Below are 26,196 nucleotides of genomic sequence, written 5' to 3'. Positions count from 1 at the left end.
GCAACGCGGTTTTGTCTTACACGCGGTTACGGCGTGCGCCGTCACGGCGCGCAGGGGACTGCTCTAACATCAGCGCATGAGCACATATAAAGAGACCAAGCCCATGCGGCCCTGGCCGGCTGTCTTCGGCCCCGTTCGACCGCGCCAGCTGCTGTTTCTCGGTGTCGCGATCGTGGTCATCGCCTTACAGTTGCTGGCCATGGATTGGGTGGTTTCGGCCCAGGTTGACCACGCCCAGGCACGCGAGGCGGAACTCGCTGCGCAGGCCGCCGCCGGATCGCAGCGTACGGGGTCGGTGGCGACCGCCGCCAGCGCCTCGTCCGAGGGAGTGCAAAGCCCGCAGGGTGTCAGCACCGTGTCGTACTCGCCCAAACCCTAGCGCAAGGCCAACCGCGCGGCGGCCAGATCCCAACCGGCCCAGCCACAACTTTTGAACAGCACCGGAGTGCGTGCACCATCCAGCCTGTCCGGCGCACGCCGCAGCACGTCGCGCAGCGTGGCGAAGGCCGCCACGTCCAGCCCGGCCTGCAACAAGTCACCCGCTTCATGCGCGGCGTCTGCCGTGTCCACCACGATGGTGCCTTGTGCCGCAAAGCGGCGGCACAGCGCAGCATCCAGCTCCACCATCGTCGGCGTGAAGGCGCCCACCGCGGCCACAAAAGCATCGTCGCGCGGCGGCGCCTGCAACACGGCGCCGCTGGCTGGCGTGCAGGTTACCGCCAGCGGGCAGTCGGCCAGTGCGGCGTTCGGGTCTGGCGTGATGCCGGCTTTCAGCCCGAGCGACTTTGCATGGTCTGCCAGTGCGCGGGCGCTCGCGGTGCTGCGCGAGGCGATCACGAATTCGGTGACGCCCAGCCCCGCGGCAAACGCCTCCAGGTGCGCGCGGCCCTGCACGCCCGCCCCCACGATCAGCAGCGGGCCGCGCGGGTTGGGCGCCAGCCGCCGCGCGGCCAGCAGCGACACCGCCGCGGTGCGCCGCGCCGTCACGGTCGGGCCATCGAGCAGCAGGCGGCGCTCGCCCGTGGCCACATCGAACACCACCACATCGCCCTGGATCGTGGCGCGGGGCGTGCCTGCGTTCGCCGGCGTGAAAGTGATCAGCTTGGTGATGGCCACCCGGCTGTCCAGCGCTGGCATCACGAACAGGGTGCCGCCGCCGGGCAGCGCCTGCACCAGACGCGCCGGCACCTGCACGGTGTCGTCCAGCAGCAGGCGGTGCAGCTCCCGGGCCAGCTCGGGGTAGGGCAGCAGCGCCGCGGTGTGCGCGGCGTCCAGAACAGGTGGGCCGGTGGGCTCAGGGTAGTTCATCAGCTCACCGCACCCGCGCCCTGCACGATATCGCGTTGCGTCGTCAGCGCGCAGCGCAGCGCCAGCCGCAGGCCGTGCACCATGTCGTCCAGCGTCATGGCGGGCGCGCCCTGCTCGGGCAAATAGGGCACATGAATGAAGCCACCGCGCGTGCGCTTGCAGCCGCGCTGCGTGGCCAGCAGGTGCATCAGGCCGTAGAACACATGGTTGCAGACAAAGGTGCCCGCGGTTTGCGACACTTCCACCGCCACGCCGGCCTGCCGCAGTGCCGCCAGCATGGCCTTGATCGGCAGGGTGGTGAAATACGCGGCCGGCCCGTCCGCAATGACCGGCGTATCCACCGGTTGCGCCGCGGCATTGTCGGCAATGCGCGCATCGTTGACGTTGATGGCCACGCGCTCCAGCGACAGGGCGCTGCGCCCGCCGGCCTGGCCCACGCAGATCACGAGCGCGGGCCGGTACTGTTTGAGCAGACCGCGCAGCACGTGCAGCGACTCGTCAAACACGGTCGGCAACCGGGCCGCGATGACGCGGTGCCCGGTCACCTGGTGCCCGTGCAGCGCCTGCACGGCCAGCCAGCTCGGGTTGAGGCGCTCGCCGCCAAAGGCGTCGAACCCTGTCAGCAGCACGGTGGGTGGCGGGCGTTGGGCGGTTACCATGCTGGCACTGTAGCGCAGGATACGCTGCGCATCACATCACAGGAGCCAGGCATGAAGTGGGAAGGCAACCGCGAATCGGACAACGTGGAAGACCGCCGGGATGACGGTGGCGGCGGTGGCGGCGGCCTGGGCGGTCGGCACATCGGCATTGGCTCCATCGTGATCGCGCTGGTCGCGTCGTACTTCTTCGGCATCAGCCCGATGACGGTGCTGAGCCTGCTCAGTGGTGGCGGCGCTCCCGTGACGCAAACCCAGCAGGCGCCCGCCCACGCGCCACCGGCCGACGACCGCATGGCGAAGTTCGTCTCCACCGTGCTGGCCGATACCGAAGACGTCTGGACCGACATTTTTGCCAAGGCCGGCGGCACCTACACCGACCCCAAACTCGTGCTGTTTCGTGGCGCGACGCCCACCGCCTGCGGCCAGGGCGAATCGGCCATGGGCCCGTTTTACTGCCCCGTGGATCGCAAGGTGTATATCGACCTGGACTTCTACCAGACCTTGAAAAACCAGCTCGGCGCGCCCGGCGAATTCGCGCAGGCGTATGTGATCGCGCACGAGGTCGGCCACCACGTGCAGAACCTGCTGGGCATCAGCGCCAAGGTGGACGAGCTGCGCAGCCACGCGAGCCAGGCCCGGTCGAATGCGCTAAGCGTACGGCTGGAGCTGCAGGCCGACTGCTTTGCCGGCGTCTGGGCCAACCACGCGCAGACCTCGCGGCAGATCCTGGAAAACGGCGACATCGAATCCGCCATGAACGCCGCGGCCAGGATCGGCGACGATGCCCTGCAAAAAGCAGCCACCGGCCATGTGGTGCCCGAGAGCTTCACCCACGGCACCAGCGCGCAGCGCACGCACTGGTTCAATGCCGGGCTGCAAGGCGGCAGCGTGAAAGACTGCGATACGTTCAGCGCGCGCAGCCTGTAACGGGCGGCGTCGGCGGGGAATCGGCTCTTTTTATCGCCAAATGCGATAATGAAGAGCTAAATGACTCATTCCTTTTCAAATCTATCGCTGGCTGAACCGCTGGCACGCGCCGTAGCCGAACTGGGCTACGAGTCCATGACCCCCATCCAGGAACAGGCCATTCCGGTCGTCCTGCAAGGCAAAGACGTGATGGGTGCGGCCCAGACCGGCACCGGCAAGACGGCCGCTTTCGCCTTGCCGCTGCTGCAGCGCATGCTCAAGCACGAAAACAGCTCGACCTCGCCGGCGCGCCACCCTGTGCGTGCGCTGGTGCTGCTGCCCACGCGCGAGCTGGCCGACCAGGTGGCGCAGGCCATCAAGGCCTATGCCAAGTACACCAACCTGCGCGCCGCCGTGGTGTTCGGCGGCATGGACATGAAGCCGCAGACGCTGGAACTCAAAAAGGGCGTCGAGGTGCTGGTGGCCACGCCGGGGCGCCTGCTGGACCATATTGAAGCCAAGAACGCGGTGCTGAACCAGGTCGAATACGTGGTGCTCGACGAGGCCGACCGCATGCTCGACATCGGCTTCCTGCCCGACCTGCAGCGCATCCTCTCGTACCTGCCCAAGCAGCGCATCACGCTGCTGTTCTCGGCCACGTTCTCGCCCGAAATCAAGCGCCTGGCCAACAGTTACCTGCAAGACCCGGTGACGATCGAGGTGGCGCGCTCCAATGCCACTGCCTCCACCGTCGAGCAGCATTTCTACAGCGTGAACCCCGACGACAAGCGCCGCGCCCTGCACCAGGTGCTGCGCCAGCGCGGCATCAAGCAGGCCTTTGTGTTCGTGAACAGCAAGCTCGGCTGTGCCCGGCTGGCGCGCTCGCTGGAGCGCGAGGGCCTCAAGACCACGGCCCTGCACGGCGACAAGAGCCAGGACGAGCGCCTGAAGGCGCTGGAGTCGTTCAAGAGCGGCGAGGTCGATCTGCTGGTGTGCACCGACGTCGCCGCGCGCGGCCTGGACATCAAGGACGTGCCGGCGGTGTTCAATTTCGACGTGCCGTTCAACGCCGAAGACTACGTGCACCGCATCGGCCGTACCGGCCGCGCGGGCGCCTCCGGCCTGGCCGTGAGCTTTGCCGGCGGCGGCAACGACGTGCGCCTGGTGGCCGACATCGAAAAGCTGATCAAGACCAAGATCGAGCTCGAACCCCTCGAGTTCGAGGAAGACACCCCCAAAATCCGGGACCAGGGCCGCATCAACGATGGCCGGCGCGCCTGGCGCGACGCCGGGGAGACCGGCGACCCGCGCGACGTGCTCGATGCGCCGCCGGCCCGCGCGCCGCGCCCGCAGCGTACCAGCCATGCCCCGCGCGACCCGTTCTTCGACCAGCCCTACCAGGCCCCCGCCAACGACGCGGCCCCCGCCTGGGAAGCCGCCGCCCGCTCACCCGGCTCGCGCAGCATCTCGGCCAACATCAAGCCCAAACGCAAGGTCGCGGCGCTGTTCAAGTCGTAATAAGAGTGCGGGCTACGTGGCCCGCACCGTTTGTTATTCCTGCCGGCCGGTCCCGCCTGTGCGTCATTCCCGCACCCCATTTGTGTCCTTCCCGGATCCTATTTGTGCCCTTCCCGGACCCTATTTGTGTCATTCCCGCGCAGGCGGGAATCCACCGCCGCAGAGCACTACGGTGGATTCCCGGTCAAGCCGGGAATGACAGGGACGGAGTCGGGAATCCATGGCAGTTGTCTACAACACCTGATGTCGTACTACACCTACCTGCTGGCCAGCCAACCCCACGGCACGCTGTACGTCGGCGTGACCAACGACCTGATTCGCCGCGTGCATGAGCACAAGAACGACCTGGCCGAAGGGTTCACCAAGCGCTACGGCGTTCACACCCTGGTCTGGTGGGAGTCGTCCGAATCCATCGAATCGGCGATTCGGCGGGAAAAGCAGATCAAAAAATGGAAGCGAGCCTGGAAAATCTCGCTGATTGAAAAAGACAACCCGCGCTGGGCTGACCTTTATCCGGGTTTGCTGGGTTAAGTGGCCGTGGATTCCCGCCTGCGCGGGAATGACATCGAAGGGGTGTTTCTAGGGTGTTTCAATAACCATTTTTGTCATTCCCGCGCCCCATTTGTCATTCCCGCGCAGGCGGGAATCCACCCTCGCGGATCACCACGGTGGATTCCCGGTCGAGCCGGGAATGACAAAGAAAGGGCCGGGAGGACAAGCGGAGACCACCCCCGCGACTCTCACCCCGGCGCCTGCGCCTGTGCGCACTTGATCTGAATCAGCTCGCCCCTGACGCGCTGACCTGGCGCGGTGCCCGTATCCAACCGCAGCGCACTCAGGCACCCACCCCACACGCAGCCCGTGTCCAGCGACAGCACATCGCGCCGCGCCAGCACGCCCAGCGTGGACCAGTGGCCGAAGGCGACCGTCACATCGGCCGTCTGCCGGCCCGGCACATCGAACCAGGGTAGGTAACCCGCGGGCGCGGCCCCGGCGCCTTCCTTGGTGGCGAACTCCATGGCGCCCTCGGGCGTGCAAAAGCGCAGGCGCGTAAGCACATTGACGATCACGCGCAGCCGAGCCGCGCCGGCGAGGGCATCGCTCCACTGCGCGGGCTCGTTGCCATACATCTGCGGCAAAAACTCGCCCAGCCCATCCCCGCGCAACACCGCTTCCACCTCCGCCGCCAACGCTATTGTTTCAGTAGCATTCCATGCAGGAAGGACGCCGGCGTGGACCATTAAAAGGGGTTGACCGGCTACCGTTTCCAGCATCGCCAGGCGCTGCTGGCGCAGCCAGTCGAGCAGGGCAGCGCGATCGGGCGCATCCAGCACGCCGCCCAGCGTGTCATTGCGGTGCGGCTTGTGCACACCATGGGCCACGGCCAGCAGGTGCAGGTCATGGTTGCCCAGCAGGCAGCGCGCCGCGTCGCCGAAGCGCACCATGCGACGCAGCACGCCCAGCGAGTCGGGGCCGCGATTCACCAGGTCGCCCAGCTGGTACAGGGTGTCGCGGCTCGGCGAGAAATCAATTTTGTCCAACAGCCGCTGCAGCGCACGGTCGCAGCCCTGCACATCGCCAATCAAGTAAAGTGCCATGGTGTCGATTCTCTCCCCTGATTCATGGATTTCCTGCTGATCGCGCTGTTGACCCTGCTCAACGGCGTGTTTGCCATGTCCGAGCTGGCGCTGGCGTCCAGCCGCAAGGCACGGCTCGGTGTCATGGCCGAGGGCGGCGACAAGGGCGCCCAGGCCGCGCTGGCCCTGCTGGACAACCCGACGCAGTTTTTGTCGTCGGTGCAGGTCGGCATCACCTCGATCGGCATGCTCAACGGCATTATTGGCGAGGCGGCGTTCAGCGCGGGCGTCTCGGTCTGGATCCAGACCTTTGGCGTCTCCGTGCGCGTGGCCGACATCAGCGCCACAGCCCTGGTGGTCGCCATCATCACCTATGTCACCATCGTGTTCGGCGAGCTCGTGCCCAAGCGTATCGGCCAGCTCTATCCCGAAGCGGTGGCGCGCTGGGTCTCGCGCCCCATGACCTGGGTGGCCTCGGCGGGCAAGCCGTTTGTGCGGCTGCTGTCCGTCAGCACGCAAACCGTGCTCAAGCTGCTGCGCGTGGACAACGCCGCAGCCCGGTCCGTGACCGAGGAAGAAATCGCGGCCAGCCTGGAGGAAGGCCTGGACGCCGGCGTGATCGAGGAGCACGAGCACCAGATGGTGCAAAACGTGTTCCGCCTGGACGATCGCCCCCTGACCTCGCTGATGGTGCCGCGCACTGATGTGGAGTGGCTTGATGCTACAAATACCGTAGTACAAAGCCTAAGACTGGTGGGGTCTGGAGGCGAAAAAGGCTCGCATTCCTGGTATCCCGTGTGCCGCGGTTCGCTGGACCATGTGGTGGGCATCATCAGCGTGGGGCGGCTGCTCGAACTCGGCCCCGACGCGCCGGGCACCATTGAATCGCACGCCCAGCCGGCTGCCTTTCTGCCCGAAACCCTGAGCGGCATGGAGCTGCTGGAGCAGTTTCGCGCCAAGTCGGGCCGCATGATCTTCGTGGTCGACGAATACGGCGTGGTGCAGGGGCTGATGACCCCGCGCGACCTGCTCGAGGCCATCACCGGCGAGCTGCAGCCCGGTGCCCAGGCCGACGCCTGGGCCACACTGCGCGAAGACGGCTCCTGGCTGCTCGATGGCCTGATGCCGGTGGGCGAGCTGAAAATCCGGCTCGACATCCGCGAACTGCCCGAAGAAGACCGCGGCCGCTACAACACCGTCGCCGGGCTGCTGATGTCGGTCTCGGGCCGTCTGCCCGAGACCGGCGAGCGCATCGAATGCGCCGGCTGGGTGTTTGAAGTGGTGGATCTGGATGGCAAGCGGATTGATAAAGTGCTGGCCACGGAAATACCTGCCGAGCATTGATTTTCTTCTGTCATTCCCGCGTTCGATTTGTCATTCCCGCGCAGGCAGGAATCCACCGCCGCAGACCCACTATGGTGGATTCCCGGTCAAGCCGGGAATGACGACTTGGGGGCCGGGAATGGCAAATCAAGATAATCCCCATTCTCCGAAAACCCCAAAACCCACTTCATTTTCAGATAATATCGAACGCCGATTTAATCAAACCGAAACTTCACTTTTATTGGAAAAGATAATCCATGTCCACCTACAAAGAACTCCTGAAACAGCGCGAAGTCCTGGAACAGCAAATCAAGGATGCCCGCCAGCGTGAAATTGCCCAGGCCGTGGCGCAGGTCCGTGGCCTGGTTGCCGAATTCGGCTTGACCGCACAAGATGTTTTCCCTTCGGGCAAGACGCGCACCAGTTCTGTGCATGTCAAAGTGGCCGCCAAGTACCGCAACCCCACCACCGGCGACACCTGGACCGGGCGCGGCAAGCCGCCCAAGTGGATTCAGGGCCAGGATCGGGCGAAGTTTGTGATTGGGTGATTCTGCATTGATTCCATGAAGGTGGAGTTAGCTTTGGATCGAGTTCCAATTGGCTTCACCGAATCGGCGCTACAGGCGGGCCCCATAATTCTTGAATGCTGAATCAAGCCCGGTTTGATCTCGTGATTTTGTGAATCAAGGCCGAGAATTGCCGGTTAAGCCAGAAATGGTGAATCAACCGCTGGGGATTCGAAGCAGAATCTGCAATAACGGCTTTTCATGTCCGTGCTGAATCCCTCGATGTTCTACATCTCCAAATTCCTGTCTTTCGCCACGCAGCCGCTGGCTTGGGTTGCAGCGCTATTTGCTGTAGCCCTTTTGTGCATTCCGCGCAAACGTGTCCTGGGCTTGGCGCTGGGTTGGACGTCGCTCGCTCTGCTGGTATTGCTTGGCTGGCGGCCGTTGCCCGATGCCTTGCTGCGCGGCCTGGAGGCGCAGTGCCCGCCGCCGGCTTGGACTGCTGTGCCATCAGCGCCTGAATGGCAACACTACGCCGGCATCGTGGTGCTGGGCGGTGCGCTGGAGCCGGCCTGGGTACGCGCAGGCAACGGCCAGGTGGCGCTGAACGATGCTGCCGAACGCATGACCGCGTCGGTGGTGCTGATGCGCCAGCACCCGCAATTGCGCCTGCTGTTCACGGGCGGGGAGGGCGAATTCCACACCACCGGCGAGCCCGAGGCGGTGCAGGCCCGTGAGTTTTTTGAAAACCTGGGCGTGCCCACGCAACGCATGCAGTTCGAGGCCGCCTCGCGCACCACCTATGAAAATGCCGTGCTGAGCGCAGTCCTGCCGGACGTCGACAAGACCCGGCCTTGGCTGCTGGTCACCTCCGCCTGGCACATGCCGCGCGCGCTGGCCACGTTCCATGCCGCCGGCTGGAACGTGACACCCTACCCCGTGGACTATCGCACCGGGACCCGCACGCCGTGGACCGAATATTCAATGGCCAAGAGTCTGTGGCGCTGGCAGTTGGCGCTGCATGAGTGGGCTGGATGGTTGGCTTATCGGGCAGCGGGGCACGCCTGAAGAAATGGCTGCCACTTGCGGGAGGGTGACAAACGGGCAGATCATCAATTTGCCGCGGTCCTGCCAATCTCGGGCCAGCGGTGGTGCAGATAGATCCACGCCACCAGCCCGACGCACATCATCAAGAGTGACGCGGCCGCCAGCGCCACGGTGGAGTGCATCACGAGCGGCGCGATCACGCCGGCCACGATGCCGTTGGCGGTGGAGCCGACAAAGGCCTGCAGCGACGACGCCATGCCGCGCCGTTCGGGGTACAGGTCGAGCACCAGCAGGGTCACCACCGGCACCATCAGGGCCCAGCCGAACGCAAACACGGCAATCGGAAAAATGGCCCAGGACGCGTTGGCCTTGAACAGCATGTTGGCCGCGAGGTTGACCACGGCGATCACCAGCATGATCACGAAGCCGTGACGGATTTGCTGCTTGGGCGCGATCTTGCCGGCCAGGCGCCCGCTGAGCCAGGCCCCCAGCATGATGCCGCCGATGTTGAGCACAAAGAACCAGAAGAACTCGGTCGGCGCCAGCGCCAGATGCGTGCCCAGGAAGACCGGCGCCGCCAGCACGTACAAAAACATGCCGTTGAACGGCACGCCGCTGGCCAGCGCCAACAGCAAAAAGCTCGGGCTGCTGCCGAGCTGCCAGTAGCCGCGCATCAGGTGCCGGACGTTGAACGGTTGGCGCTGGGTGACGTGCAGTGTCTCGGGCAGCAGCTTGAAATTGGCGATCCACAGCATGACGCCCACCGCGACGAGGAACCAGAAGATGCTGTGCCAGCCGGTGTGCACGAACAGCCAGCCGCCCACGATGGGGGCAATTGCCGGCGCCACGCCGAAGTAGATGGTGACCTGGCTCATGACCTGCTGGGCCTGCGCGGGCGGGAACATGTCGCGAATCACCGCGCGCGAGACCACGATGCCGGCCCCGGTGGACAGGCCCTGCACGGCCCGGAAAAAAACCAGATGGCCGATGCTTTGCGACAGCGCGCAACCGACCGAGGCGAGCGTGAACGCGGCCAGGCCCCACAGCACCACGGGGCGGCGGCCAAAGCTGTCGGCCAGCGCCCCGTGAAACAGGTTCATGAAGGCATAGCCGAACAGATAGGCCGACAGCGTCTGCTGCATCTCGACCGGCGTCGCGCCTAGTGATTGTGCGATGCCGGAGAACGCAGGGATGTAGGTGTCGATGGAGAACGGTCCCAGCATGCCCAGCACGGCCAGCAAAATCGCCAAAGCCCAGCGCGGTGCGCGCCAGAGTTGCTGGGCATCAGGATTCATGAGGGATGATTTTCATGCGATTTGACAAGGCAGGCAGAAAAGACAAAGGGTTAGCAGGTTTGATTCTGCTAACCCTTGTCAATGTCTGGTGCCGGAGAGATGAATCGAACACCCGACCTTCTCATTACGAATTAGGATTGTCATTCTTCAACAAGGGGTCGCTGCGTTTTAATAAGGTTTTCTTTTCGTTTATTTTAGTAGAAAATAGCGGCTAGAAGTTAGAAGGGGACCCTACCTGATCCTAAGTAGGACCCTTTCTATTATCTTATTAGGATGCGATGGCTAAAACCAGCATACCAGTGAAGCTGACCAAGACTGCCGTGGACAACGCGCAGCCACTAGTCATCGACGGCGTGCCACGCCAGCGCCTGTACCTGGACACTGAACTCAAGGGCTTTGGCTTGTGTGTCGGCGCAAGGACTAAGACCTTCTTCACACAGCGCGACATGAACGGCAAGACCGTCCGTGTGACGATTGGCCGGTATGGTGTGTATATAGTCGCGCAGGCGCGGGAGGAGGCCCGGGAGCTTCTGATCCGAATGACCAAGGGCATCAACCCCAACCGCGAGAAAGAACAGCGTCGAACCGCGTCCATGACTTTTGGCGAGGCGTTGACGATGCATCTCGACTCTAACAAGCGCAGGTCTGAGCGCACGATTCATGACTATCGCTACTTGGCTGAGCAGTACTTGTCCGACTGGCTGGGGCGCCCACTGATCGAATTCACCCGCAAGGATTGTCGCGATCGGCACCAGAAAATCGGCATCGATCATGGCCCGTATGCCGCCAACACCGCCTTTCGGGTTTTCCGGGCGGCCTACAACTCCGCTTTGAAGGTGCATGAAGAGCTTGGGGTCAACCCGACCATCGCGGTTGATTGGTTCCCGGAGGAGCGCCGTAAGGCCGCGATCCCGAGTGTTGATCTTGCCGCATGGTTCCGTGAGGTTCTGGCGCTGCCAAACCCTGTCCGGCGTGACTACCTGCTGTTTGTGATGCTCACGGGCCTGCGCCGCCAAAACGCCGCCAGCGTGCGATGGAGCGATGTGGACTGGGCCAACCGGGCGTTGCTTGTACCGTCCCCCAAAAGCGGCCGGCCCTTCCAGTTGCCTCTGTCAGACTTGCTACTGGATCTGCTCAAAGGGCGGCAAGGTTGCGAGCAGACGAAAACCGTGTTTGCTGACTCGCCCTGGATATTTCCCGCCGACGGCAAGACGGGGCACATATCGGAGCCACGAGAGGACTTTGGGGTTTCGTTCACCATTCATGGCCTGCGCAACACGTTCATCACAGTGGCGGAGTCCTTGGACATCTCGCCCTATGCCATCAAAATGCTGGTGAATCACAGCACGCCTGACAAGCAGGATGTGACTGCCGGCTACATCACCCCGGAGCTGGAGCGCTTGCGCAAGCCCATGCAGCAGATTACGGACCGGCTGAGGGCGCTGTGCCAGGGCAGCTTGGTAACTCGTGTGTAGTCGTTGCCTGACCGATTGTCCTCGTCAGAAAATTGAAACTACCCTCATTCAAGCGTAACGCAGGGGGGCTAATTTTGTGTACGGTGTCTGTTTTGTCTCACCGGCTCAGATTCGCGGAGCTATTCCTTATTGCCTTTGATCACTTCCGCAACAAATTTACGCGCATCTCTCGCACGAAACGAGCGCCTTCCGGCGTTAAGAAGCGATCAAAGCGGCGGCGGACCTCGACAAGTGTTGCACCCTCGAGGGTGAGAGTGGAGTGCGTCGGGTGAACAATCCTGTCAACAAAATCGTCGAAGTCACGGAATGCTAGCGGCGTATTGAACACCGTTTCCTCAACATGGGTGAGCAATCCTGCGGCGGCGGCGCGTCGCAGCGCGTCGTAGGCTGCCGCACGGACGCTGCCTTCATCGTGGAAAAGGCGCACGATCTCGTTGAAATCCCCTGCGTATACGGGCTCGGAGACGTACAGATAACCGCCAGGAACCAGCACGCGTCGAATTTCCCCAAACGCCGCGTCCAGCCTTGATATGGGCACGTGGTGTAGCGACTTCAGCATGATCACGACATCGCAGGAAGCGTCTGGCAAAGGAATATCTTCGGCCCCGCCCACCATGAAGTGAAGGCCACCTAGATGCGGATCAGTCAAGTTTCGCGAGTGCTGTACCTCGTCGACTTCAAACGCCATCACCGAGGTGACAAGCTGTTGCTCCAGCAGACGCCGCGCGAGGGCCGCGTTGCCACATCCGAGCTCCACCACGCGGGCACCGGCAAGTGGCACTAGCCGTCGCAGCAGCTCAATCTCATCGACGATGACTTCCTTCGGCAGAGTGGTCATGATCGCGGCCCCTCGGCATCGGCGAGGATTGCACGCGCCCGATCTATGATCGGCCGGTCGATAAGCTTGCCGTCCAGGCGAACCGCGTTATCGGCCGCTGCATCTGCCGCCTCGAGAACGCGACGCGCCCACGCGACGTCCGCGTCGGGGGCACGAAAGCCTGCGTTCACGGCCGCCACCTGCTTCGGGTGAATGCAGAGCTTGCCCCCGAAACCAAGGCGTCGCGCGCGCTCCACATCCTCGCGCAGTTCGGCCTCGTCGTCTAGGGCGACGGTCACGCCATCTACCGGTGCGAGGCGACCCGCCACCCGCGAGACGAGCACGAGCTGGGAGCGGGCAAAGAGAAGTTCCTCCCGCTCACCGGCAATTCCGGTGTCCAGCTGGAAGTCGAAGGACCCAAAGGCGAGGCGCTCGACGCCTTCTGCGCAAACGATAGCTTCAGCCCGCCACAGGCCTAGCGCCGACTCGATGAGTGGAATGATGCGCGCGCCCGCGCCCAGGCGCCCTCGGATTTCAGCGATGGCCGCCGTGTCCTCAGCCTTTGGAAGCATCACGCCCTTCACACCAGCGAGAGCCAAAATGTCGAGGTCGCTGGTGAACCATTCGCTTTCGGGGCCGTTAATGCGCAGCCACACCGGCTTTTCCGCCGTGAGCCAGGCTCGCGCCGCGGCCCGCGCGGTGGCCTTGTCGGCCGGGCCAACCGCATCCTCCAAGTCCACTATCACCGCGTGCGCTCCGGCACCATACGCCTTGTCGAATCGCTCCGGCCGGTTGCCCGGCACGAACAAGTAAGACCGCTCCATCATCTATTCTCCAGTTTGCCGGGCGCACCGCGCTCGGGCTCGTTTTGATTCCCGTCTCGCCAAAACAGCCACAGCCCGCAGGCAACCGCCGGCACGGCGAGCACCACGAACGCCGACGCAAAGCTTATGCCCCCTCCGATGAGAAACGTGAATGCCGGCGGCCCGAACAGGACGCCTGCGTAAGTAAATACCAGGGCTCCGCCGGTGGCGTCACCAGCCTTGCCAGGAGGGGCGAGCCGTGCCACCTGCGCAAGGTAGACGCCGTTCCAGCCGATTGCGGTGGCACCGAAGGCCGCGCACACCAAGGCAACTGAAACGGCCGGCCACTGCGGCGTGAAACGCCCCGTCGCAACGGCAGCCGCTCCCATGGCAATGGCAAGGAGACCGAGTAGACGCACGGGCCGGCCCCAGTGATCTGCGATCATGCCCCACCCGATGCGCCCGACCGCGCCGCCGGCTTGCGCGGAAGCGAGCATGAGTCCTGCAGCAACCAGCGAGATGCCGACGTTCAGCGTGAGGTACGTCACGAGGAAGGTGATGAGGCACAGTTGCAGCGCCGCGAAGAAGAACGAACAGAAGGCCAAGCGTCGCAGCACCGGGTCGCGCAATGTGTAGCGCAGTGGCCCCGCGAGGCTGGCAATCACTAACGGCCGATCAGGGTCGCGGTCGGTGTCGAGCGCCTCTCGCAGGGGCTGGGCGGAGATGGAGGTGGCCAGACAAGCCCCGGCCACCGCGAGCGCGGCTGCGCGCCAGCCGCCCCACAACACCAGCGCCGGCACCAGCGCACCGGCCAGCGCACCACCAATCGGCACGCCGGTCTGCTTGAGCGAAAAAATAAACGACATTCTCTCCCGCGGCGTACTCTTGGCGAGGATATGCGAACTAGCCGGGGTGACCGGGCCATAGCCCATGCCAAGAAAGATGGCGCCAACAACGAACAGGGTGGGCACCGCCGTCGCCACACAGGCCAGCCCGACCGCGCAGACCACTAGGCAGGCCTGGCTCAGGCGGATGGCTCCGAAACGCTGTACGAGCGGGCCGGACACGAGGCTCGCAACCATGCTGGCGCCGTACACCATTGCAATGAAGATACCAACGTGGCTGGCTGAAGCGCCGGTCTCAGCTGCCACGGCCGGTGCAAGCACGGGCACCGTCACTACCGCCATCGACACAAGAACCTGCACCGCGAGCGTCACGGCCAGCGGAAACAGCGAACTACGCATCGGCATCGGCCGGCATCTGGAGGCGCATCGACATCGAGTAAGAAAAACGGTCGGCCGGGTGCAGGTTTACGGCCACCTCAATGGTGCGGTCATTGTCACTAAGGTACCGACGCGTGACAACGAGGCCTGCCGAGTCAGGCTTGACGCTCAGGCGTATGGCATCGGCGTGGCCAATGATGGTGGCGCTGATCTCCTGCTGCACCTCAACGATGGTCAAGCTGTACTGCCTCTCGATCAGCGTGTAGACAGGCACCTTCATCGTGCCGATGAGTTTACGGATCCCCCGTAGGCCGCGTTGATGTAGATATCGGTGAGCGCCATTGGAAGTTTGCCCTTGTTGACATGGCGAAAACCCGTCACCTTCATCCAGCGCTGCCCGGGCGGGCACTTCAACAGCTCAGCGAGCACCTCATCCGCGATCACCTCCTCGGCCTGCGTGGTGACAAGTAGTGTGTCTTCGACGTAGCGCGGCAGGTCCGCGATCTTCGCGGTGGTCTGAACATAGCGGGTCTCCACCCGGTTTGCTTTCACGGTCGTGCCGATCCCGCGCTGACGAGTGACCAATCCCCGATCCAGCAGTCGGCGGATCGCCTCACGTACCGTATGGCGGCTCACACCGAACTGCGTGCATAAATCAAACTCGGTGGGCAGGAGGCTCCCTACAGGATAGCGGCCACTGGTGACATCTTCGATGAGGCGTTGCGCAACCAAGACATACTGAGGTTGATGCGCGAGCAGGGGAGAGCGGGATTGCACGTTCAGAGGGCTCCGGATTCGGCTAGATGATTGATTCGATCTTCATCGTAACCTAGCCCGCGCAGAAGCTCCCTCGTGTGTTCTCCGAGCGTCGGCGCTATGCCGATCTTCGCCGTCTCGCCGGGGCAGTGGATCGGCGCGGCGAGTGTCCGTATCATCCCGCGCGCGGGGTGCGGGGCTTCCATGATGCAGCCCTGCTCGCGTACAAACGGACTGTCAAGGGCCTGGGCCACGTCGTAGACTGGGGCCACCGGCACAATGCCAGACAGCCGCTCTAGCCATTGGACGGTGGTTGCCGTGCCCAGAACCGCGTCAAGCTCGCGCGTGAGCTGTTCGCGGTTGGTTAAGCGCGCCTTGTAGTTCGCATAGTCGGGGTGCGTCGCCCACTCGGGTTTGCCAATCGCCTTTGTGAGCAGGGGCCAGAACTTCTCTTTGTTACACATTACGAAAAGCCAGCCGTCCTGCGTTCGGTAAAGTTGACTGGGTGTAAGGGAAGGGTGCGCCGAGCGCGGCTCGCGCTTGACCTGCACACCGTCGTTGAGGTACCAGGCCGCCACGTAGTTCAGGTTGGTGAGCGCAACGTCAAATAGGCTCACGTCAATGTCGCGCCCTTTGCCATTGGCCCGCGCGTCGATGATGCCAGCTAGCAGCCCCGTCACCGCCGTGACGCCGGTCATCAAGTCGACGATGGACAGCCCGAAACGTGCGGGCGGGCCGTCGGGTTCACCAGTGACGGAAAGGTAACCAGCCTCGGCCTGCATGAGGTAGTCGTAACCAGGCCATGCGGCGCGCGGGCCGGTTCGCCCGTAGGCCGAGAGATGCCCACAGACGATGCGCGGATTGTGCACGCCAAGATCTGCGTAGGTCAGGCCTAGCTTGCCCGCGAGGTCGCCGCGCAGATTATCAAAGGTGGCGTCGGCGCTTTTCACTAGGTCGATGAACACGGCCCGGCTCTCGGGGTGCTTGAGATTGAGCGTCAGGCTCTTCTTGTTGCGATTAAAGGCCTCGAAGAAGTGACTATCGCCTGGACCAAAGTAGTGCGGACCGACCAGTCGACCCACGTCCCCACCCTCGGCCGGATTCTCGATCTTGATGATTTCAGCGCCCATGTCCGCGAGGTGTTGCGTGCCGAATGGGCCCGCACCGTACTGCTCGACAGCAATGATGCGAACGCCGGTAAGTGGCAGGCTCATGATGGATTCCGTTCGATCAGTTGCTTGGCGATGATGATCCGCTGCATCTCATTGGTGCCTTCGCCGATGAGTAACAGGGGCGCGTCGCGGAAGTAACGCTCGACGTTGTATTCTTTCGAGTAGCCATAGCCGCCGTGGATGCGCATGCACTCAAGCGCGTTTTCCATCGCCGATTCGGTGGCGAAATACTTGGCCATGCCAGCCTCCATGTCGCAACGATCGCCACGGTCATAAGCGCTAGCGGCCGACTCCACCAGTAGTCGCGAGGCTTCCACCCGGGTAGCCATTTCGCCGAGCTTGAGCTGGATGGCCTGATGCTCGCAAATGGGCTTTCCGAAAGTCTTCCTCGTCTGTGAATATGCGACAGCGTCCTGCAGCGCCGCACGTGCCACGCCCACGCCACGCGCTGCTACGTTGATGCGTCCAAGTTCGAGGCCGCTGAGCACCTGCTGCAAGCCTTTGCCCTCGACGCCGCCGATCAGTCGGTCAGCGGGGATTCGATAGTCCTCGAACACAAGCTCGCAGGTGTCGATGCCTCGGTAGCCCAGCTTCTCCAGCTTCCTCGCAACCTTGAAACCCGGCCCCTTTTCGGCAATGAACAGGCTCATACCCTTGTGGCGCGGTTGCGCGTGCGGGTCAGTTTTCACTAGCAGCGCGATGGTGTTGCCATACATGCTGTTGGTGATCCACGTCTTCGCGCCGTTTACAACATAGTGGTCTCCATCGCGCACGGCCACGGTGCGGATTGCCTGAAGATCGGTGCCCGCGTCAGGCTCGGTCAGGCCCACGCCGCCGCGCAACTCGCCGGTGGCGAATTTTGGCAGGTAGTGCCGTTTTTGTGCATCCGTCCCGTGTCGTTGCACAGCTGTTGCCATGATAAGGTGCGAGTTCAGGATGCCTGAGACGCTCATCCACACCGCTGCCATGCGCTCTATGATCTTCGCGTAAGTCGTGGTGCTCAGGCCGAAACCGCCGTACTCGGGGTCGATAATGCAGCCGAACAGGCCCAACTCCTTCATCCTGTCCACAATTTCTTGCGGGTACTGGTCTGCGGCCTCAAGCCGGTGCGCATGCGGGCGAACCTCGGCCTCAAGAAATCTGTCGACCGAGTCGAGGATCATCTGTTCGTTTTCTAGTTGTTCCGGCGTCATGGGCATTTCCTCTATTGCGTTATATGGGGCGGAGGGGTTCAGCGGCGGGCAGCCAGGCCCTCGGCGAGGTCACGGGCATGCAGGCACTGGTCCATGTTGAGGACGAGGTCGCGCACCTGCTCGGCGCGGCTCCTAGAGCCGGCGAGCAGCATGTTGTCCATAAACTTCTTCTCGATGTCAGGGCCGGACAGCGGGCGGTCGGCGGCACCGCGGTTGATCTCCTCGCGATGACGCAGTTCGCGCCCGTCGTGCGTGGTGACGATGACCTCACCGGAGTAGTACTTAGGGAACGGGGAGTCTGGGTCGACCTCGGACTCTACTCGCTGCGCGAGGGCCAGCACTTCGGCATCGCCGAGCGCCGCGCTCTCGAGGTGGGCGAGGCCAAAGCTACCGCGGGCGAGCGCCGTAGCGACGATGTAGGGAATGCTGAACTGCGCGTCGTAGCTGTTCTGGGGGCGTTTCTTGGTGGCCACGGGCTCGCACACAGTCTTCACGACTTCCTTTGGCACAAGCGCGCGCACTGAGCGAATGTCCGCGGCAGTCAGGCCATACTTGTCGCGCAGGATGACGGCTGCGTCGGCGCAGGCGTGCGTGAAATGGCACGCGGGGATTGGCTTCACCGCGACCTTGGCGGTCTCCCAGACCTCGCCTAACCCTGCGGTCGCGAGCGAAAGGTCAATGTCTTTGGCGTACTGGCCCAGATGGCTCGCGAAGAGCCCGAAGCGGCCCTCGTAGACTTGCGTAGGGCCGACAAAACCGTGGCGCGCCAGGGTTGCGGCGGTGAAGCCGACACCCGCAGCCCAACCAGGGTGCATGCGCTTGGTCCATGCGCCATCGTTGAGGAACTCAAGGCTGCCCGCGCCGGTGCTTAGAGCGATCCCCTGCGCCATGGACAGTTGCTGGGCGTTGAGGCCGAACAGACGACCTGCGACGAGCGTGGCCGAGAAGGCGCCCACGAGGCCCGTAGGATGGAATCCGATCTGGTGGAAGCCGCCCTTGGCTACTGAGGCAAGGCGCGTTCCCGCCTCCATGCCCACCACGTAGGCTGTGAGAAGGTCTCTCCCACTGAGCTGGGCATGTGCCGCCACTCCTAGCGCGGTGGGGAAGCAGGCGGCGGTCGAGTGTATGACCCCTTGAACGTGCGTGTCGTCGTAGTCGAGGCCGTGCACAAGGATGCCGTTTATAAGCATTGCGTCGCGCAACTGCAGTCGGGCGGACAGTCCAATCACCGGCGTGTCGCCGGCGCCGGCGGACAGCTCGGTGACCGCAGAGAGTGAGCGGTGCGCGAACTCGTAGCGGGTGGACGCATGCGCGATGCCGACGGCGTCGAGAATAAGGTACTTCGCGCGGTCGACCACGGAAGTGGGAATCGTCTCGGGGCGCAGGCCCTCGGCAAAGGCTGCGAGCGTGGCGGCGATGGTCGCGCTTTGCGCCGCCGCTTCCGATGCTGTATCGGCGTGGATTGACATTTGGGTCATAGCGAGTCCTTTCCGGTTCCTATAGGGGCATGAGTGAGATGACGGGGATATTGGCGATGAGCGTGAGTGGCGTAGGGGGTACGGTTTGGTTGTCTATGACCGGTGTGGTGCGATCGCAGCCCGGCATCGCCCGTTCGTCCCCGGAGTGGATCGGTTCAGGCTATGTCCTGCACTCCGTGGCCGCGCTTGGGAATAAGAACGGAGCGTACGAAGGACATGAAAACGACGCCATCGGACTTTTTACCAATGGTGCGGACAGTGACAATGCCCTGCGTCGGACGCGACTTCGATTCGCGTTTCTCGAGTACCTCGGATTCCGCGTAAATGGTGTCGCCAGGATGCACGGGAGCGGTGAGCTTAATGTCGGTCCAGCCCAAGTTGGCGATGGCCTTACCACTCACGTCCGCGACGGTCATGCCGAGAACGATCGCAAGCGTGAGTCCGCTGTTCACAAGCGGCTTGCCGAACTCGCTCTTGGCGGCGAAAGCGTGGTCGCAGTGCATCGGGTGGTTGTTCATGGTCAGTAGGGAGAACTGAATGTTGTCCGTGTCGGTAATCGTCCTGCCGGGGAAATGCTCGTAGACATCGTCGACGATGAAGTCTTCAAAGTAGCGTCCGAGGCTTGAACGGTGGCGTGCGGGGGCGGTCGTTGAGTCCATGGTGTTTTCTTGGAATGGGGGTTGATACATTCGAATGTCCGGACATTATCTATTTGTCAAATGGCCCTGTCAAGGCTTCGTTTCGTTCGACGAGGTGTGAGTGTGAATAGTGGCTTTCGGTCGATCGTTTTTCGCATGGTGATCGACATGGAAGAGGCCCATCTGCAAACGGTTGTCCGACTCCAGGCCTTCGGGGCTGGTACGTTGGAGGCGTACTTTGGCGTGCCTGACCTAGGGCCAGCGGGGGGCGATACGTGGCAAACGAGCTCGCGAAGTGGCGCCTTCAACGGTCCGTCGCGCTCACAAGCGTGCTAGAGCATGGTCCACCCTCCAAATCAATGAACCCGCCCATCCATTTAGGACAAAGTAACGCTAGCGAAGTCGGATCTGATACTTGACGCTTCGCCGTCGCACCAATTGCCGCGCACGAGCGCAATGATTTGCTGGAGTCCTTGGCTGGCGGGGTAGGCAGTCGCTCCACCCTTATCGCCAGCCAGTCAGCTGTATCGGCCTAACCTGCGTGGTTGGACGGCATCACTGTCCGTCATCAGTGGGATGCGTACCAACGAAATGTTGGCAAAGGTTTTCCGGGTCAAAAGCAGCGTTGGCTTCCGCCATGAAACAACTAGAGAACCGCGTGGCACTCCAAGCTAGGGGAAATCCCCGACTCTGCCGCGGAGGCGGTAGAAGTATCGTGGTTCATGGTTCGCCACCCGAGGGGATCGGCAAGCGTGCGCCCTCAAGCCCACGGAAGGGAAAACACCAAGCAAGTTAAAAAGCGCAATGTAAGTATTGACATGGCATTTGGGGAACCACATAATGTCCGGACATTCGAATATCTTTACATCAATTGCATGAGAACAACATGGCGGAAACGACCACCCTCGACCGAATCTGCTCGATCTGCGTCTCCTCGCTTGCTAACCTGGCCTTTCACCGGTCCTTCGAACATGTCAAAGCTACGGACCATCCAAAAACATTTCTCGTCCTCAACATGTCTATTCAGTCTCGCCATTGAGATTCTCCTGAGTCATGAAATCACCACAGCGTAGTCGGCAGCCATCGAGCAGCGATGATCGAGAGGCGTTTCTCCGCGCTTTTGGTTTTGGTGCGTGCCGTCGTGGGCAGTTGGCTCACGTAGTCGGAGTAGTCGTTGACCCGCGCATGTTGATTGAGCGACGCTCACAGGCCCACCGCGGGATTCAGGTCCGACGCGTACGAAGGCAGAAATGCGATCCGGGCACGGCTCTCGGAGCGTCGCTGCCACAGTCATCGAGCAATACCTTCCATGTGACCGCGATTTGCCGTGCCACACCCACCGACAGAACAGCCGCGGCGCAGCCGTTACCCCTTACAGGATCCGGGCAGCACGCGGTCGCTCCGCACGACGGGTCTTGCACCAAGGCCGAATTCTCCAGCAAGGTTCCTGGAGACGTAAGGCATGACCGCCGGATGGGTTGTCGTGCTTTTAGGAAAGATCAATAGTTTCAATGCGTCTCCTTCAGTTTCCCTCAGTCTTCCTCGGAAAGGCCACATCATGATTCGACTTTTGAGTATCGCTACCACTGCCGTCCTTGCCGGCTCGCTTCTTGTTGGCGGCTATGGAAAGGCCGCGAACGCCGCCGAAAGCGGCCCCATCAAAATTGGGGCTGCCGTATCGGACACTGGTAAGTTCGCAATCGAGGGCCTATCAACCAAACGCGGCTATGAGATGTGGGTCGACGAGGTCAATGCGCGGGGTGGCATCAACGTGGCAGGCACCAAGCGCAAGGTGCAAGTTATATATTATGACGACCAGTCAGAGCCCGAGACCGCGATCAAACTCATTCAGCGTTTGATCAGTGAGGACAAGGTCGATTTTCTCTTTGGTCCGTATTCTTCCGGCCTCACAATCGCAACGTCCGCCATCGCTGCGAAGTACAAAAAAATCATGTTTGCCGGGGCGGCAGCAGCCAATAGCGTGTTCGATCACAAGAATCAGTACGTTTTCAGTCCCCTAAGTTTGACGAGCAGTTACACCACGAGCGGCCTCGAAGCACTCAAGGCGAAGGGTGTGAAGACCATAGCCGTGATGCATTCAGATGATGCTCCCATGACCGACATCAAGAAAGCCACGGTCCAGCAAGCTGAGGCCATGGGTCTAAAAGTCGTGTCTATCCAGACTGTGCCCGCGGATGCAACCGATATTACTGGCGCGATGCGGCAGATGCAGGCGCAACATCCGGACGTATTCGTCGAAGCAGGGACGACCCTCATGGGCTTGCTTGCGACGCGGACTATGCGCGACATCGGCTGGGCACCGACATATGTTCTGATGATTCAGGCTCCCACAGAAGTCACCTTCGTTAAGCAACTAGGCGCGGCCACCGCGCAGGGGATAATGGCCCCGACTCAGTGGGTCCCCACCGCGAATCTCAAGGACGAGTACTTTGGAACTGCCAAGGACTACTTCAATGCCTACGTCAAGAAGTACGGTTCGAACCCCTCCTATCTTCCAGCGGGTGCCTCTGCGGCAGGGCTGTCACTTCAGATGGCAATTGAGAAGGCTGGTAGCGTCGATACGGAGAAAGTGCGTCAGGCACTGATCGATATGAAGGTGAACACGTTCTACGGGCCGATCGCCTACACAGGCCTAGGGGACCCAAGTGGCCTTGCCGGTGCAAACGTCCACCGAAAGATGCTGACAATCCAACTTGATGAGAACGGCAACCAGGTCGTGGTCGCGCCTCTGGACATCGCAGAGGCCCCAATCCGACCGCTAAAGGCGTGGAACGCCCGCTGAGGCAATTTGATCACTAAATTGCGACAAACCGCAGCGCGGCCGGAGACAAGCTTTGCATATATTCATCCAAGTTGTTATTGACGGTGTCATCCTCGGGGGGTTCTACGCCTTGATGGCCCAGGGACTGTCGATGATCTTCGGGATCATGCGCGTCATCAATCTTGCGCATGGAGAATTCCTCGTTATAGGTGCATATCTAGCATGGATGGCCCAACGATATCTAGGTATTGATGTTCTCATGGCGTTGCCCATCCTGATCGTCGTGGGATTCGCAGTCGGCTGGGTTGTGTCGCGCTTGCTCATCATCCCCGTGCTCGAAAGGCCGGAGCTGATGCCGCTGTTGATCACATTTGGACTGGCCGCCTTGATCCAAGGCGTCTTGACACTGGTGTTCACTACTACTCCCCGGATCACTACTGCCTCCTATTCGGACTCGGTGCTCGCGCTTTTCGGTTACCGAGTCTCTGTGGCCAAGGTTGTCATGCTGATCGCCGCCATTGTCCTGCTCGGTCTGCTTGCACTATTCCTCAATCGCACCAAGGCTGGCAAGGCAATGCGAGCGACCGCGGAAAATCGCGAGGCTGCGCGCATTGTTGGAATTGACGTCACACGAATCTATTGTGCCGCGTTTGGTGTGGGCACTGCTACTGCAGTCGCTGCTGGAGCCCTGTTTAGCGTTACCCAGGGTTTTTACCCGTTCTCGGGCCCCTTGTTTACCCTGAAGGCCTTTGTGATCGTGATCCTTGGTGGCCGCGGCCGGATCGCTGGAACCCTGGCTGCCGCAATGTTTGTCGGTCTCATCGAGTCGGCACTCAGTGGTTATGTGCCTAATGTCGGAACTGGCCTTGGGACGGCTGCTGCTTTCATTCTTGTCGTCGTCGTTTTGGCTGCCCGTCCGAAAGGTATTTTCCAGTTGCGTGGGGTGACCGCATGATCGATCCAGTCACCACTTTGAGCTCGACCGATATCGAACGCGTAGAGCGCAGTGCTAGGGGCTTCAGCCGCTATCGGTTGTTGGCTCTAGCGCTTGCGGGCGTTGTGGGACTGAGTGTGGTTCCGTTCCTTGGTGTCAATGACAGCGTGCTCCTTACAATGAGCACCATCTTCATGTGGATCATCCTGTCGTCTAGCTGGAACTTCATTTCGGGTTTCACGGGCTATGTCGACTTCGGACACGGAGTATTCTTTGGAGTAGGCGGTTACGTAACGGGAATTCTTGTAGCAAAACTCGGACTTCCATTTGCACCGACCGTACCGATTGCAGCCGTCTTCTCGGCAGCTTTGGCGCTTCTCGTAGGCTACCCTTTGTTGCGACTACGTGGTGTGTATTTCTCAATCGCTATGCTTGGCCTGTTCTTGGCCGCTCGAGAACTAGTCCTGATTGCCAAGCCCCTGACCGCCGGAGCTCAAGGACTTATCCTGCCATCGGAAGTAGATCGGGTGTTCTTCTATTACCTCTTCTTTGTCGGGGCAGTCCTGGTAGTGTCGTTCGCATGGTGGCTTCGACGCTCCCAATTCGGCCTCTCTCTATTGGCGATCAAGGATGACGAATACGGCGCAGAAGCGAGAGGTGTCAACACCACGGTACTCAAATTGACTGTCTTTTGCCTCTCGGCTGCCATTACAGGGTCAGTCGGAGCTTGCTGGGCGTACGAGGTGACATTCATTGATCCCGGGATCATGTTTCGGGACAGTTTTCTCATAAATGTCGCGATCATGGCTACGCTTGGCGGCTTGGGAACGGTCTGGGGGCCGGTCATAGGTTCCGTTGTATTCCTCCTCGTGCGAGACACACTTTGGGCTAACCAGGGTAGTTCTTTTCTGGTGGTGTTCGGCGTGTTCTTGATCGTGCTTGTGCTGTTCATGCCCGAGGGCATTGTCGGCACCATCCAGCGTGGGGACCGGACGGTATTGGGGCGGCTAATCAGGCGTCTGCGCCACAGGGGCTCGTCGCATGTCGACATATCTCATCCGGCCGGCGCCTCTGCCTCCGTCAGGATCGTAACCAATGATTAACCGGGCCTTATCTAGCGAGGCGGCGCCTAAAGGCAACCAACCGTCCTTGCTCTCCGCACAGGGCATCACAAAGAGCTTCGGCGGGATCCGCGCCGTTCAAGGCGTGAACTTTGACGTTGCCGTCGGCGAGATCGTTGGCCTAGTCGGCCCCAATGGCTCAGGTAAGTCCACCCTTCTTGGCTGTCTATCTCGAGACATCTTATTGGACGCGGGGAGAATCGTCTTCGATGGAACCGATGTGACGCGGCTGCGGGCCATGCAAGTCGCACGAAACGGCATAGGACGGACCTTTCAGAACGTCAGGATATTCCCGGAACTCTCCGTATGGGAAAACGCCTTGATGGGGCGGCAGTGGAAGGGGGTCGGTCTGCGCGACATGCTGCGCCCTGCAGATATTGCTACTCGTCAGCGCGCGGCGGACCTCATCGAACTTATGGGCTTCCCTCAGCTGATCCATGAGTATGCCGGCAACCTCTCTGGGGGGCAGATGCGGCTTCTCGAGCTCGTAATGGCCATGATGTCCAGGCCGCGTCTTGTCATGCTGGACGAGGCCACCTCCGGGGTGAACCCCACCCTGATCGAGTCCTTAAAACATTACGTCAAGGTCCTGAACCAGGAAGAACGAGTTGCTTTCATCGTTGTTGAACACAATATCGGCTTCATCTTCTCGATCGCGGATCGAATCGTGGTGCTCAACGATGGACGACTCCTAGCCGACGGGTCGCCAGAACAGATCCAACACAATGAGGAGGTCATCGTTGCTTACCTCGGCGCTTGAAGTGAATCCTTCCGACACCTCCACAATGCTTGCGGGCGAAGTCATGCTAGCCCTCAAGGGCGTCGTCGCTGGCTACGGAGGTTTCGACATCTTGCACGGAGTCGACCTGGAGGTCCGCCGCGGCGAGATTGTCGCTATCGTGGGGCCAAACGGCTCTGGCAAGTCGACGGTATTTAAGGCGATTTACGGCTTGATCAAGGTTCGCCTCGGCGAAGTGTCGTTTGAGCACCAGAACGTCACATCGATGCAGCCGCAAGACTTGTTGCGAGCCGGAATCGCGATGGTTCCCCAGCTTTCGACGATTTTCCCATCAATGAGTGTTTACGAGAACCTTGAACTCGGAATGTATCTCGTTCGGGACAAAGCACGAGTGAAGAGACGGATCAACGAGATATTGGACCTGTTCCCGCGGCTGGCGGAACGGCGGGGTCAGTACGCGGGGACCCTTTCCGGCGGTGAACGACGAGCGCTTGAGGTCGGTCGCTCGCTCATGCTCAATCCACGCATGATTCTTATGGATGAGCCTTCCGTCGGCTTGTCCCCGATCTTGACGAAGAATATGTTCGAGAAGTTGCGCGAGCTCCGAACGGTAGCCGGCATCACCTTCCTGCTAATCGAGCAGAATGCCCGTTCGGCATTGGAACTAGCCGACCGGGGCTACGTGATCCAGCGAGGGGTGGTTAGCCACACCGGTACGGGGTTGGCACTTCTGGGAGATGACGAGGTGCGCCGTTCTTTCCTGGGAGGATGATATCTAGGGTACGCGGTCTAGCAGCCGTTCCTGCCCGCAAAGCGCCCGAGTGAATCGCGTTGGCTGTCGTGGATGCCCGGTAACGACAGCGATGATGGCCGGGTAAAGGTCGACGCCGGGCGAATCTGATAGGCGAGGCTCTCGTTGACTATTG

26 protein-coding genes are annotated in these 26,196 nt (G+C 61.7%); 13 read left to right on the top strand and 13 right to left on the bottom strand.

Translation table 11 applies throughout. From position 1 onward, the window contains the following. Window positions 1–76: 76 nt before the first annotated feature. Complete coding sequence (locus EUB48_RS17090; protein WP_142820239.1) at window positions 77–379, top strand: hypothetical protein; 303 nt, start codon at window positions 77–79, stop codon at window positions 377–379. Here EUB48_RS17090 and EUB48_RS17085 read toward each other — a convergent pair. Beyond that, window positions 376–1,308 (bottom strand): delta(1)-pyrroline-2-carboxylate reductase family protein, encoded by a 933-nt coding sequence (locus EUB48_RS17085; protein WP_142820238.1) that lies wholly within the window; start codon window positions 1,306–1,308, stop codon window positions 376–378. The two genes, EUB48_RS17090 and EUB48_RS17085, sit on opposite strands and share 4 nt — an antisense overlap. Continuing rightward, window positions 1,308–1,967: a pyroglutamyl-peptidase I gene (gene pcp / locus EUB48_RS17080; protein ID WP_142820237.1), complete on the bottom strand. Its 660-nt coding sequence runs from the start codon at window positions 1,965–1,967 to the stop codon at window positions 1,308–1,310. Before pcp ends, EUB48_RS17085 begins: the two co-directional genes overlap by 1 nt. Window positions 1,968–2,018: 51 nt before the next feature. Here pcp and ypfJ point away from each other — a divergent pair, with 51 nt between their 5' ends. The 3 genes from ypfJ (at window position 2,019) to EUB48_RS17065 (ending at window position 4,922) form a co-directional block, all read left to right on the top strand. Beyond that, window positions 2,019–2,894 (top strand): KPN_02809 family neutral zinc metallopeptidase, encoded by an 876-nt coding sequence (gene ypfJ / locus EUB48_RS17075; RefSeq protein ID WP_142820236.1) that lies wholly within the window; start codon window positions 2,019–2,021, stop codon window positions 2,892–2,894. A gap of 60 nt (window positions 2,895–2,954) precedes the next feature. Next, window positions 2,955–4,391: a DEAD/DEAH box helicase gene (locus EUB48_RS17070; protein ID WP_142820235.1), complete on the top strand. Its 1,437-nt coding sequence runs from the start codon at window positions 2,955–2,957 to the stop codon at window positions 4,389–4,391. A gap of 243 nt (window positions 4,392–4,634) precedes the next feature. After that, complete coding sequence (locus tag EUB48_RS17065) at window positions 4,635–4,922, top strand: GIY-YIG nuclease family protein (RefSeq protein WP_142820234.1); 288 nt, start codon at window positions 4,635–4,637, stop codon at window positions 4,920–4,922. Window positions 4,923–5,131: 209 nt separating this feature from the next. Here EUB48_RS17065 and EUB48_RS17060 read toward each other — a convergent pair whose 3' ends face one another. Beyond that, window positions 5,132–5,989 (bottom strand): symmetrical bis(5'-nucleosyl)-tetraphosphatase, encoded by an 858-nt coding sequence (locus EUB48_RS17060; RefSeq protein WP_142820233.1) that lies wholly within the window; start codon window positions 5,987–5,989, stop codon window positions 5,132–5,134. Window positions 5,990–6,013: 24 nt separating this feature from the next. Here EUB48_RS17060 and EUB48_RS17055 point away from each other — a divergent pair, with 24 nt between their 5' ends. The 3 genes from EUB48_RS17055 (at window position 6,014) to EUB48_RS17045 (ending at window position 8,865) form a co-directional block, all read left to right on the top strand. Next, window positions 6,014–7,312 (top strand): hemolysin family protein, encoded by a 1,299-nt coding sequence (locus tag EUB48_RS17055; RefSeq protein ID WP_142820232.1) that lies wholly within the window; start codon window positions 6,014–6,016, stop codon window positions 7,310–7,312. A 236-nt stretch (window positions 7,313–7,548) separates the two neighbouring features. Continuing rightward, window positions 7,549–7,839, top strand: coding sequence for an H-NS histone family protein (locus tag EUB48_RS17050; RefSeq protein ID WP_142820231.1), 291 nt, complete (start codon window positions 7,549–7,551; stop codon window positions 7,837–7,839). 219 nt (window positions 7,840–8,058) lie between these two features. Continuing rightward, window positions 8,059–8,865: a YdcF family protein gene (locus EUB48_RS17045; RefSeq protein ID WP_142820230.1), complete on the top strand. Its 807-nt coding sequence runs from the start codon at window positions 8,059–8,061 to the stop codon at window positions 8,863–8,865. 44 nt (window positions 8,866–8,909) lie between these two features. Here EUB48_RS17045 and EUB48_RS17040 read toward each other — a convergent pair whose 3' ends face one another. Then, a complete protein-coding gene (locus EUB48_RS17040; RefSeq protein WP_142820229.1) occupies window positions 8,910–10,139 on the bottom strand; it encodes a multidrug effflux MFS transporter in 1,230 nt (409 codons plus the stop codon). A gap of 278 nt (window positions 10,140–10,417) precedes the next feature. Here EUB48_RS17040 and EUB48_RS17035 point away from each other — a divergent pair, with 278 nt between their 5' ends. Beyond that, window positions 10,418–11,614, top strand: a complete 1,197-nt coding sequence (locus EUB48_RS17035; RefSeq protein WP_142820228.1) for a tyrosine-type recombinase/integrase — start codon at window positions 10,418–10,420, stop codon at window positions 11,612–11,614. Window positions 11,615–11,753: 139 nt separating this feature from the next. Here the strand turns inward: EUB48_RS17035 and EUB48_RS17030 are convergent, their stop codons facing one another. The 9 genes from EUB48_RS17030 to EUB48_RS16990 all read right to left on the bottom strand — a co-directional run bounded on the left by EUB48_RS17030 (window position 11,754) and on the right by EUB48_RS16990 (window position 19,715). After that, window positions 11,754–12,452: a class I SAM-dependent methyltransferase gene (locus EUB48_RS17030; RefSeq protein ID WP_142820227.1), complete on the bottom strand. Its 699-nt coding sequence runs from the start codon at window positions 12,450–12,452 to the stop codon at window positions 11,754–11,756. After that, the gene (locus EUB48_RS17025; protein ID WP_338052402.1) at window positions 12,449–13,255 is read right to left on the bottom strand and encodes an HpcH/HpaI aldolase/citrate lyase family protein; all 807 of its coding nucleotides are present in this window, start codon (window positions 13,253–13,255) and stop codon (window positions 12,449–12,451) included. Before EUB48_RS17025 ends, EUB48_RS17030 begins: the two co-directional genes overlap by 4 nt. Continuing rightward, entirely contained in the window at window positions 13,255–14,478 is a 1,224-nt protein-coding gene (locus EUB48_RS17020; protein WP_142821386.1) for an MFS transporter, read from the bottom strand. The genes EUB48_RS17025 and EUB48_RS17020 overlap by 1 nt, the downstream gene beginning before the upstream one ends. Beyond that, window positions 14,471–14,737, bottom strand: a complete 267-nt coding sequence (locus EUB48_RS17015; protein WP_142820225.1) for a UTRA domain-containing protein — start codon at window positions 14,735–14,737, stop codon at window positions 14,471–14,473. The genes EUB48_RS17020 and EUB48_RS17015 overlap by 8 nt, the downstream gene beginning before the upstream one ends. Then, a complete protein-coding gene (locus EUB48_RS17010; RefSeq protein ID WP_168226780.1) occupies window positions 14,734–15,234 on the bottom strand; it encodes a GntR family transcriptional regulator in 501 nt (166 codons plus the stop codon). The genes EUB48_RS17015 and EUB48_RS17010 overlap by 4 nt, the downstream gene beginning before the upstream one ends. A gap of 2 nt (window positions 15,235–15,236) precedes the next feature. Continuing rightward, window positions 15,237–16,427, bottom strand: a complete 1,191-nt coding sequence (locus tag EUB48_RS17005; protein ID WP_142820223.1) for a CaiB/BaiF CoA transferase family protein — start codon at window positions 16,425–16,427, stop codon at window positions 15,237–15,239. After that, on the bottom strand, window positions 16,424–17,578 hold the full coding sequence (locus EUB48_RS17000) for an acyl-CoA dehydrogenase family protein (protein WP_244618252.1): 1,155 nt from the start codon (window positions 17,576–17,578) through the stop codon (window positions 16,424–16,426). Before EUB48_RS17000 ends, EUB48_RS17005 begins: the two co-directional genes overlap by 4 nt. Before the next feature lie 38 nt (window positions 17,579–17,616). Further along, on the bottom strand, window positions 17,617–19,056 hold the full coding sequence (locus tag EUB48_RS16995; protein WP_244618251.1) for an MmgE/PrpD family protein: 1,440 nt from the start codon (window positions 19,054–19,056) through the stop codon (window positions 17,617–17,619). A 155-nt stretch (window positions 19,057–19,211) separates the two neighbouring features. Beyond that, window positions 19,212–19,715, bottom strand: a complete 504-nt coding sequence (locus tag EUB48_RS16990; protein ID WP_142820221.1) for a MaoC family dehydratase — start codon at window positions 19,713–19,715, stop codon at window positions 19,212–19,214. Between the two features lie 1,441 nt (window positions 19,716–21,156). Between EUB48_RS16990 and EUB48_RS16985 the strand changes: the two genes are divergently transcribed. From EUB48_RS16985 to EUB48_RS16965, 5 genes are read left to right on the top strand one after another with little or no spacing between them, the layout of a single operon-like run. Beyond that, window positions 21,157–22,497 carry an amino acid ABC transporter substrate-binding protein gene (locus EUB48_RS16985; protein ID WP_142820220.1) on the top strand — a complete coding sequence of 447 codons (1,341 nt, stop codon included), beginning with the start codon at window positions 21,157–21,159 and terminating at the stop codon, window positions 22,495–22,497. 52 nt (window positions 22,498–22,549) lie between these two features. Beyond that, window positions 22,550–23,431: a branched-chain amino acid ABC transporter permease gene (locus EUB48_RS16980; RefSeq protein WP_142820219.1), complete on the top strand. Its 882-nt coding sequence runs from the start codon at window positions 22,550–22,552 to the stop codon at window positions 23,429–23,431. Beyond that, window positions 23,428–24,513: a branched-chain amino acid ABC transporter permease gene (locus EUB48_RS16975; protein ID WP_142820218.1), complete on the top strand. Its 1,086-nt coding sequence runs from the start codon at window positions 23,428–23,430 to the stop codon at window positions 24,511–24,513. Before EUB48_RS16980 ends, EUB48_RS16975 begins: the two co-directional genes overlap by 4 nt. Further along, entirely contained in the window at window positions 24,506–25,291 is a 786-nt protein-coding gene (locus EUB48_RS16970; RefSeq protein WP_142821382.1) for an ABC transporter ATP-binding protein, read from the top strand. The genes EUB48_RS16975 and EUB48_RS16970 overlap by 8 nt, the downstream gene beginning before the upstream one ends. Continuing rightward, on the top strand, window positions 25,272–26,042 hold the full coding sequence (locus tag EUB48_RS16965) for an ABC transporter ATP-binding protein (protein ID WP_210411652.1): 771 nt from the start codon (window positions 25,272–25,274) through the stop codon (window positions 26,040–26,042). Before EUB48_RS16970 ends, EUB48_RS16965 begins: the two co-directional genes overlap by 20 nt. The last annotated feature ends 154 nt before the right edge of the window (window positions 26,043–26,196 follow it).

This window comes from Rhodoferax sediminis (genome assembly GCF_006970865.1).
Lineage (GTDB): Bacteria > Pseudomonadota > Gammaproteobacteria > Burkholderiales > Burkholderiaceae_C > Rhodoferax_A > Rhodoferax_A sediminis.
This window is presented reverse-complemented; position numbering and strand designations above follow the sequence as displayed.

Bases quoted from the DNA above. Each gene is read 5' to 3' on its own strand.
- EUB48_RS17090 (WP_142820239.1), top strand. From the start codon at position 77: ATGAGCACATATAAAGAGACCAAGCCCATGCGGCCCTGGCCGGCTGTC.
- EUB48_RS17085 (WP_142820238.1), bottom strand. From the start codon at position 1,308: ATGAACTACCCTGAGCCCACCGGCCCACCTGTTCTGGACGCCGCGCAC.
- pcp (WP_142820237.1), bottom strand. From the start codon at position 1,967: ATGGTAACCGCCCAACGCCCGCCACCCACCGTGCTGCTGACAGGGTTC.
- ypfJ (WP_142820236.1), top strand. From the start codon at position 2,019: ATGAAGTGGGAAGGCAACCGCGAATCGGACAACGTGGAAGACCGCCGG.
- EUB48_RS17070 (WP_142820235.1), top strand. From the start codon at position 2,955: ATGACTCATTCCTTTTCAAATCTATCGCTGGCTGAACCGCTGGCACGC.
- EUB48_RS17065 (WP_142820234.1), top strand. From the start codon at position 4,635: ATGTCGTACTACACCTACCTGCTGGCCAGCCAACCCCACGGCACGCTG.
- EUB48_RS17060 (WP_142820233.1), bottom strand. From the start codon at position 5,989: ATGGCACTTTACTTGATTGGCGATGTGCAGGGCTGCGACCGTGCGCTG.
- EUB48_RS17055 (WP_142820232.1), top strand. From the start codon at position 6,014: ATGGATTTCCTGCTGATCGCGCTGTTGACCCTGCTCAACGGCGTGTTT.
- EUB48_RS17050 (WP_142820231.1), top strand. From the start codon at position 7,549: ATGTCCACCTACAAAGAACTCCTGAAACAGCGCGAAGTCCTGGAACAG.
- EUB48_RS17045 (WP_142820230.1), top strand. From the start codon at position 8,059: ATGTCCGTGCTGAATCCCTCGATGTTCTACATCTCCAAATTCCTGTCT.
- EUB48_RS17040 (WP_142820229.1), bottom strand. From the start codon at position 10,139: ATGAATCCTGATGCCCAGCAACTCTGGCGCGCACCGCGCTGGGCTTTG.
- EUB48_RS17035 (WP_142820228.1), top strand. From the start codon at position 10,418: ATGGCTAAAACCAGCATACCAGTGAAGCTGACCAAGACTGCCGTGGAC.
- EUB48_RS17030 (WP_142820227.1), bottom strand. From the start codon at position 12,452: ATGACCACTCTGCCGAAGGAAGTCATCGTCGATGAGATTGAGCTGCTG.
- EUB48_RS17025 (WP_338052402.1), bottom strand. From the start codon at position 13,255: ATGGAGCGGTCTTACTTGTTCGTGCCGGGCAACCGGCCGGAGCGATTC.
- EUB48_RS17020 (WP_142821386.1), bottom strand. From the start codon at position 14,478: ATGCGTAGTTCGCTGTTTCCGCTGGCCGTGACGCTCGCGGTGCAGGTT.
- EUB48_RS17015 (WP_142820225.1), bottom strand. From the start codon at position 14,737: ATGAAGGTGCCTGTCTACACGCTGATCGAGAGGCAGTACAGCTTGACC.
- EUB48_RS17005 (WP_142820223.1), bottom strand. From the start codon at position 16,427: ATGAGCCTGCCACTTACCGGCGTTCGCATCATTGCTGTCGAGCAGTAC.
- EUB48_RS17000 (WP_244618252.1), bottom strand. From the start codon at position 17,578: ATGACGCCGGAACAACTAGAAAACGAACAGATGATCCTCGACTCGGTC.
- EUB48_RS16995 (WP_244618251.1), bottom strand. From the start codon at position 19,056: ATGACCCAAATGTCAATCCACGCCGATACAGCATCGGAAGCGGCGGCG.
- EUB48_RS16990 (WP_142820221.1), bottom strand. From the start codon at position 19,715: ATGGACTCAACGACCGCCCCCGCACGCCACCGTTCAAGCCTCGGACGC.
- EUB48_RS16985 (WP_142820220.1), top strand. From the start codon at position 21,157: ATGACCGCCGGATGGGTTGTCGTGCTTTTAGGAAAGATCAATAGTTTC.
- EUB48_RS16975 (WP_142820218.1), top strand. From the start codon at position 23,428: ATGATCGATCCAGTCACCACTTTGAGCTCGACCGATATCGAACGCGTA.
- EUB48_RS16970 (WP_142821382.1), top strand. From the start codon at position 24,506: ATGATTAACCGGGCCTTATCTAGCGAGGCGGCGCCTAAAGGCAACCAA.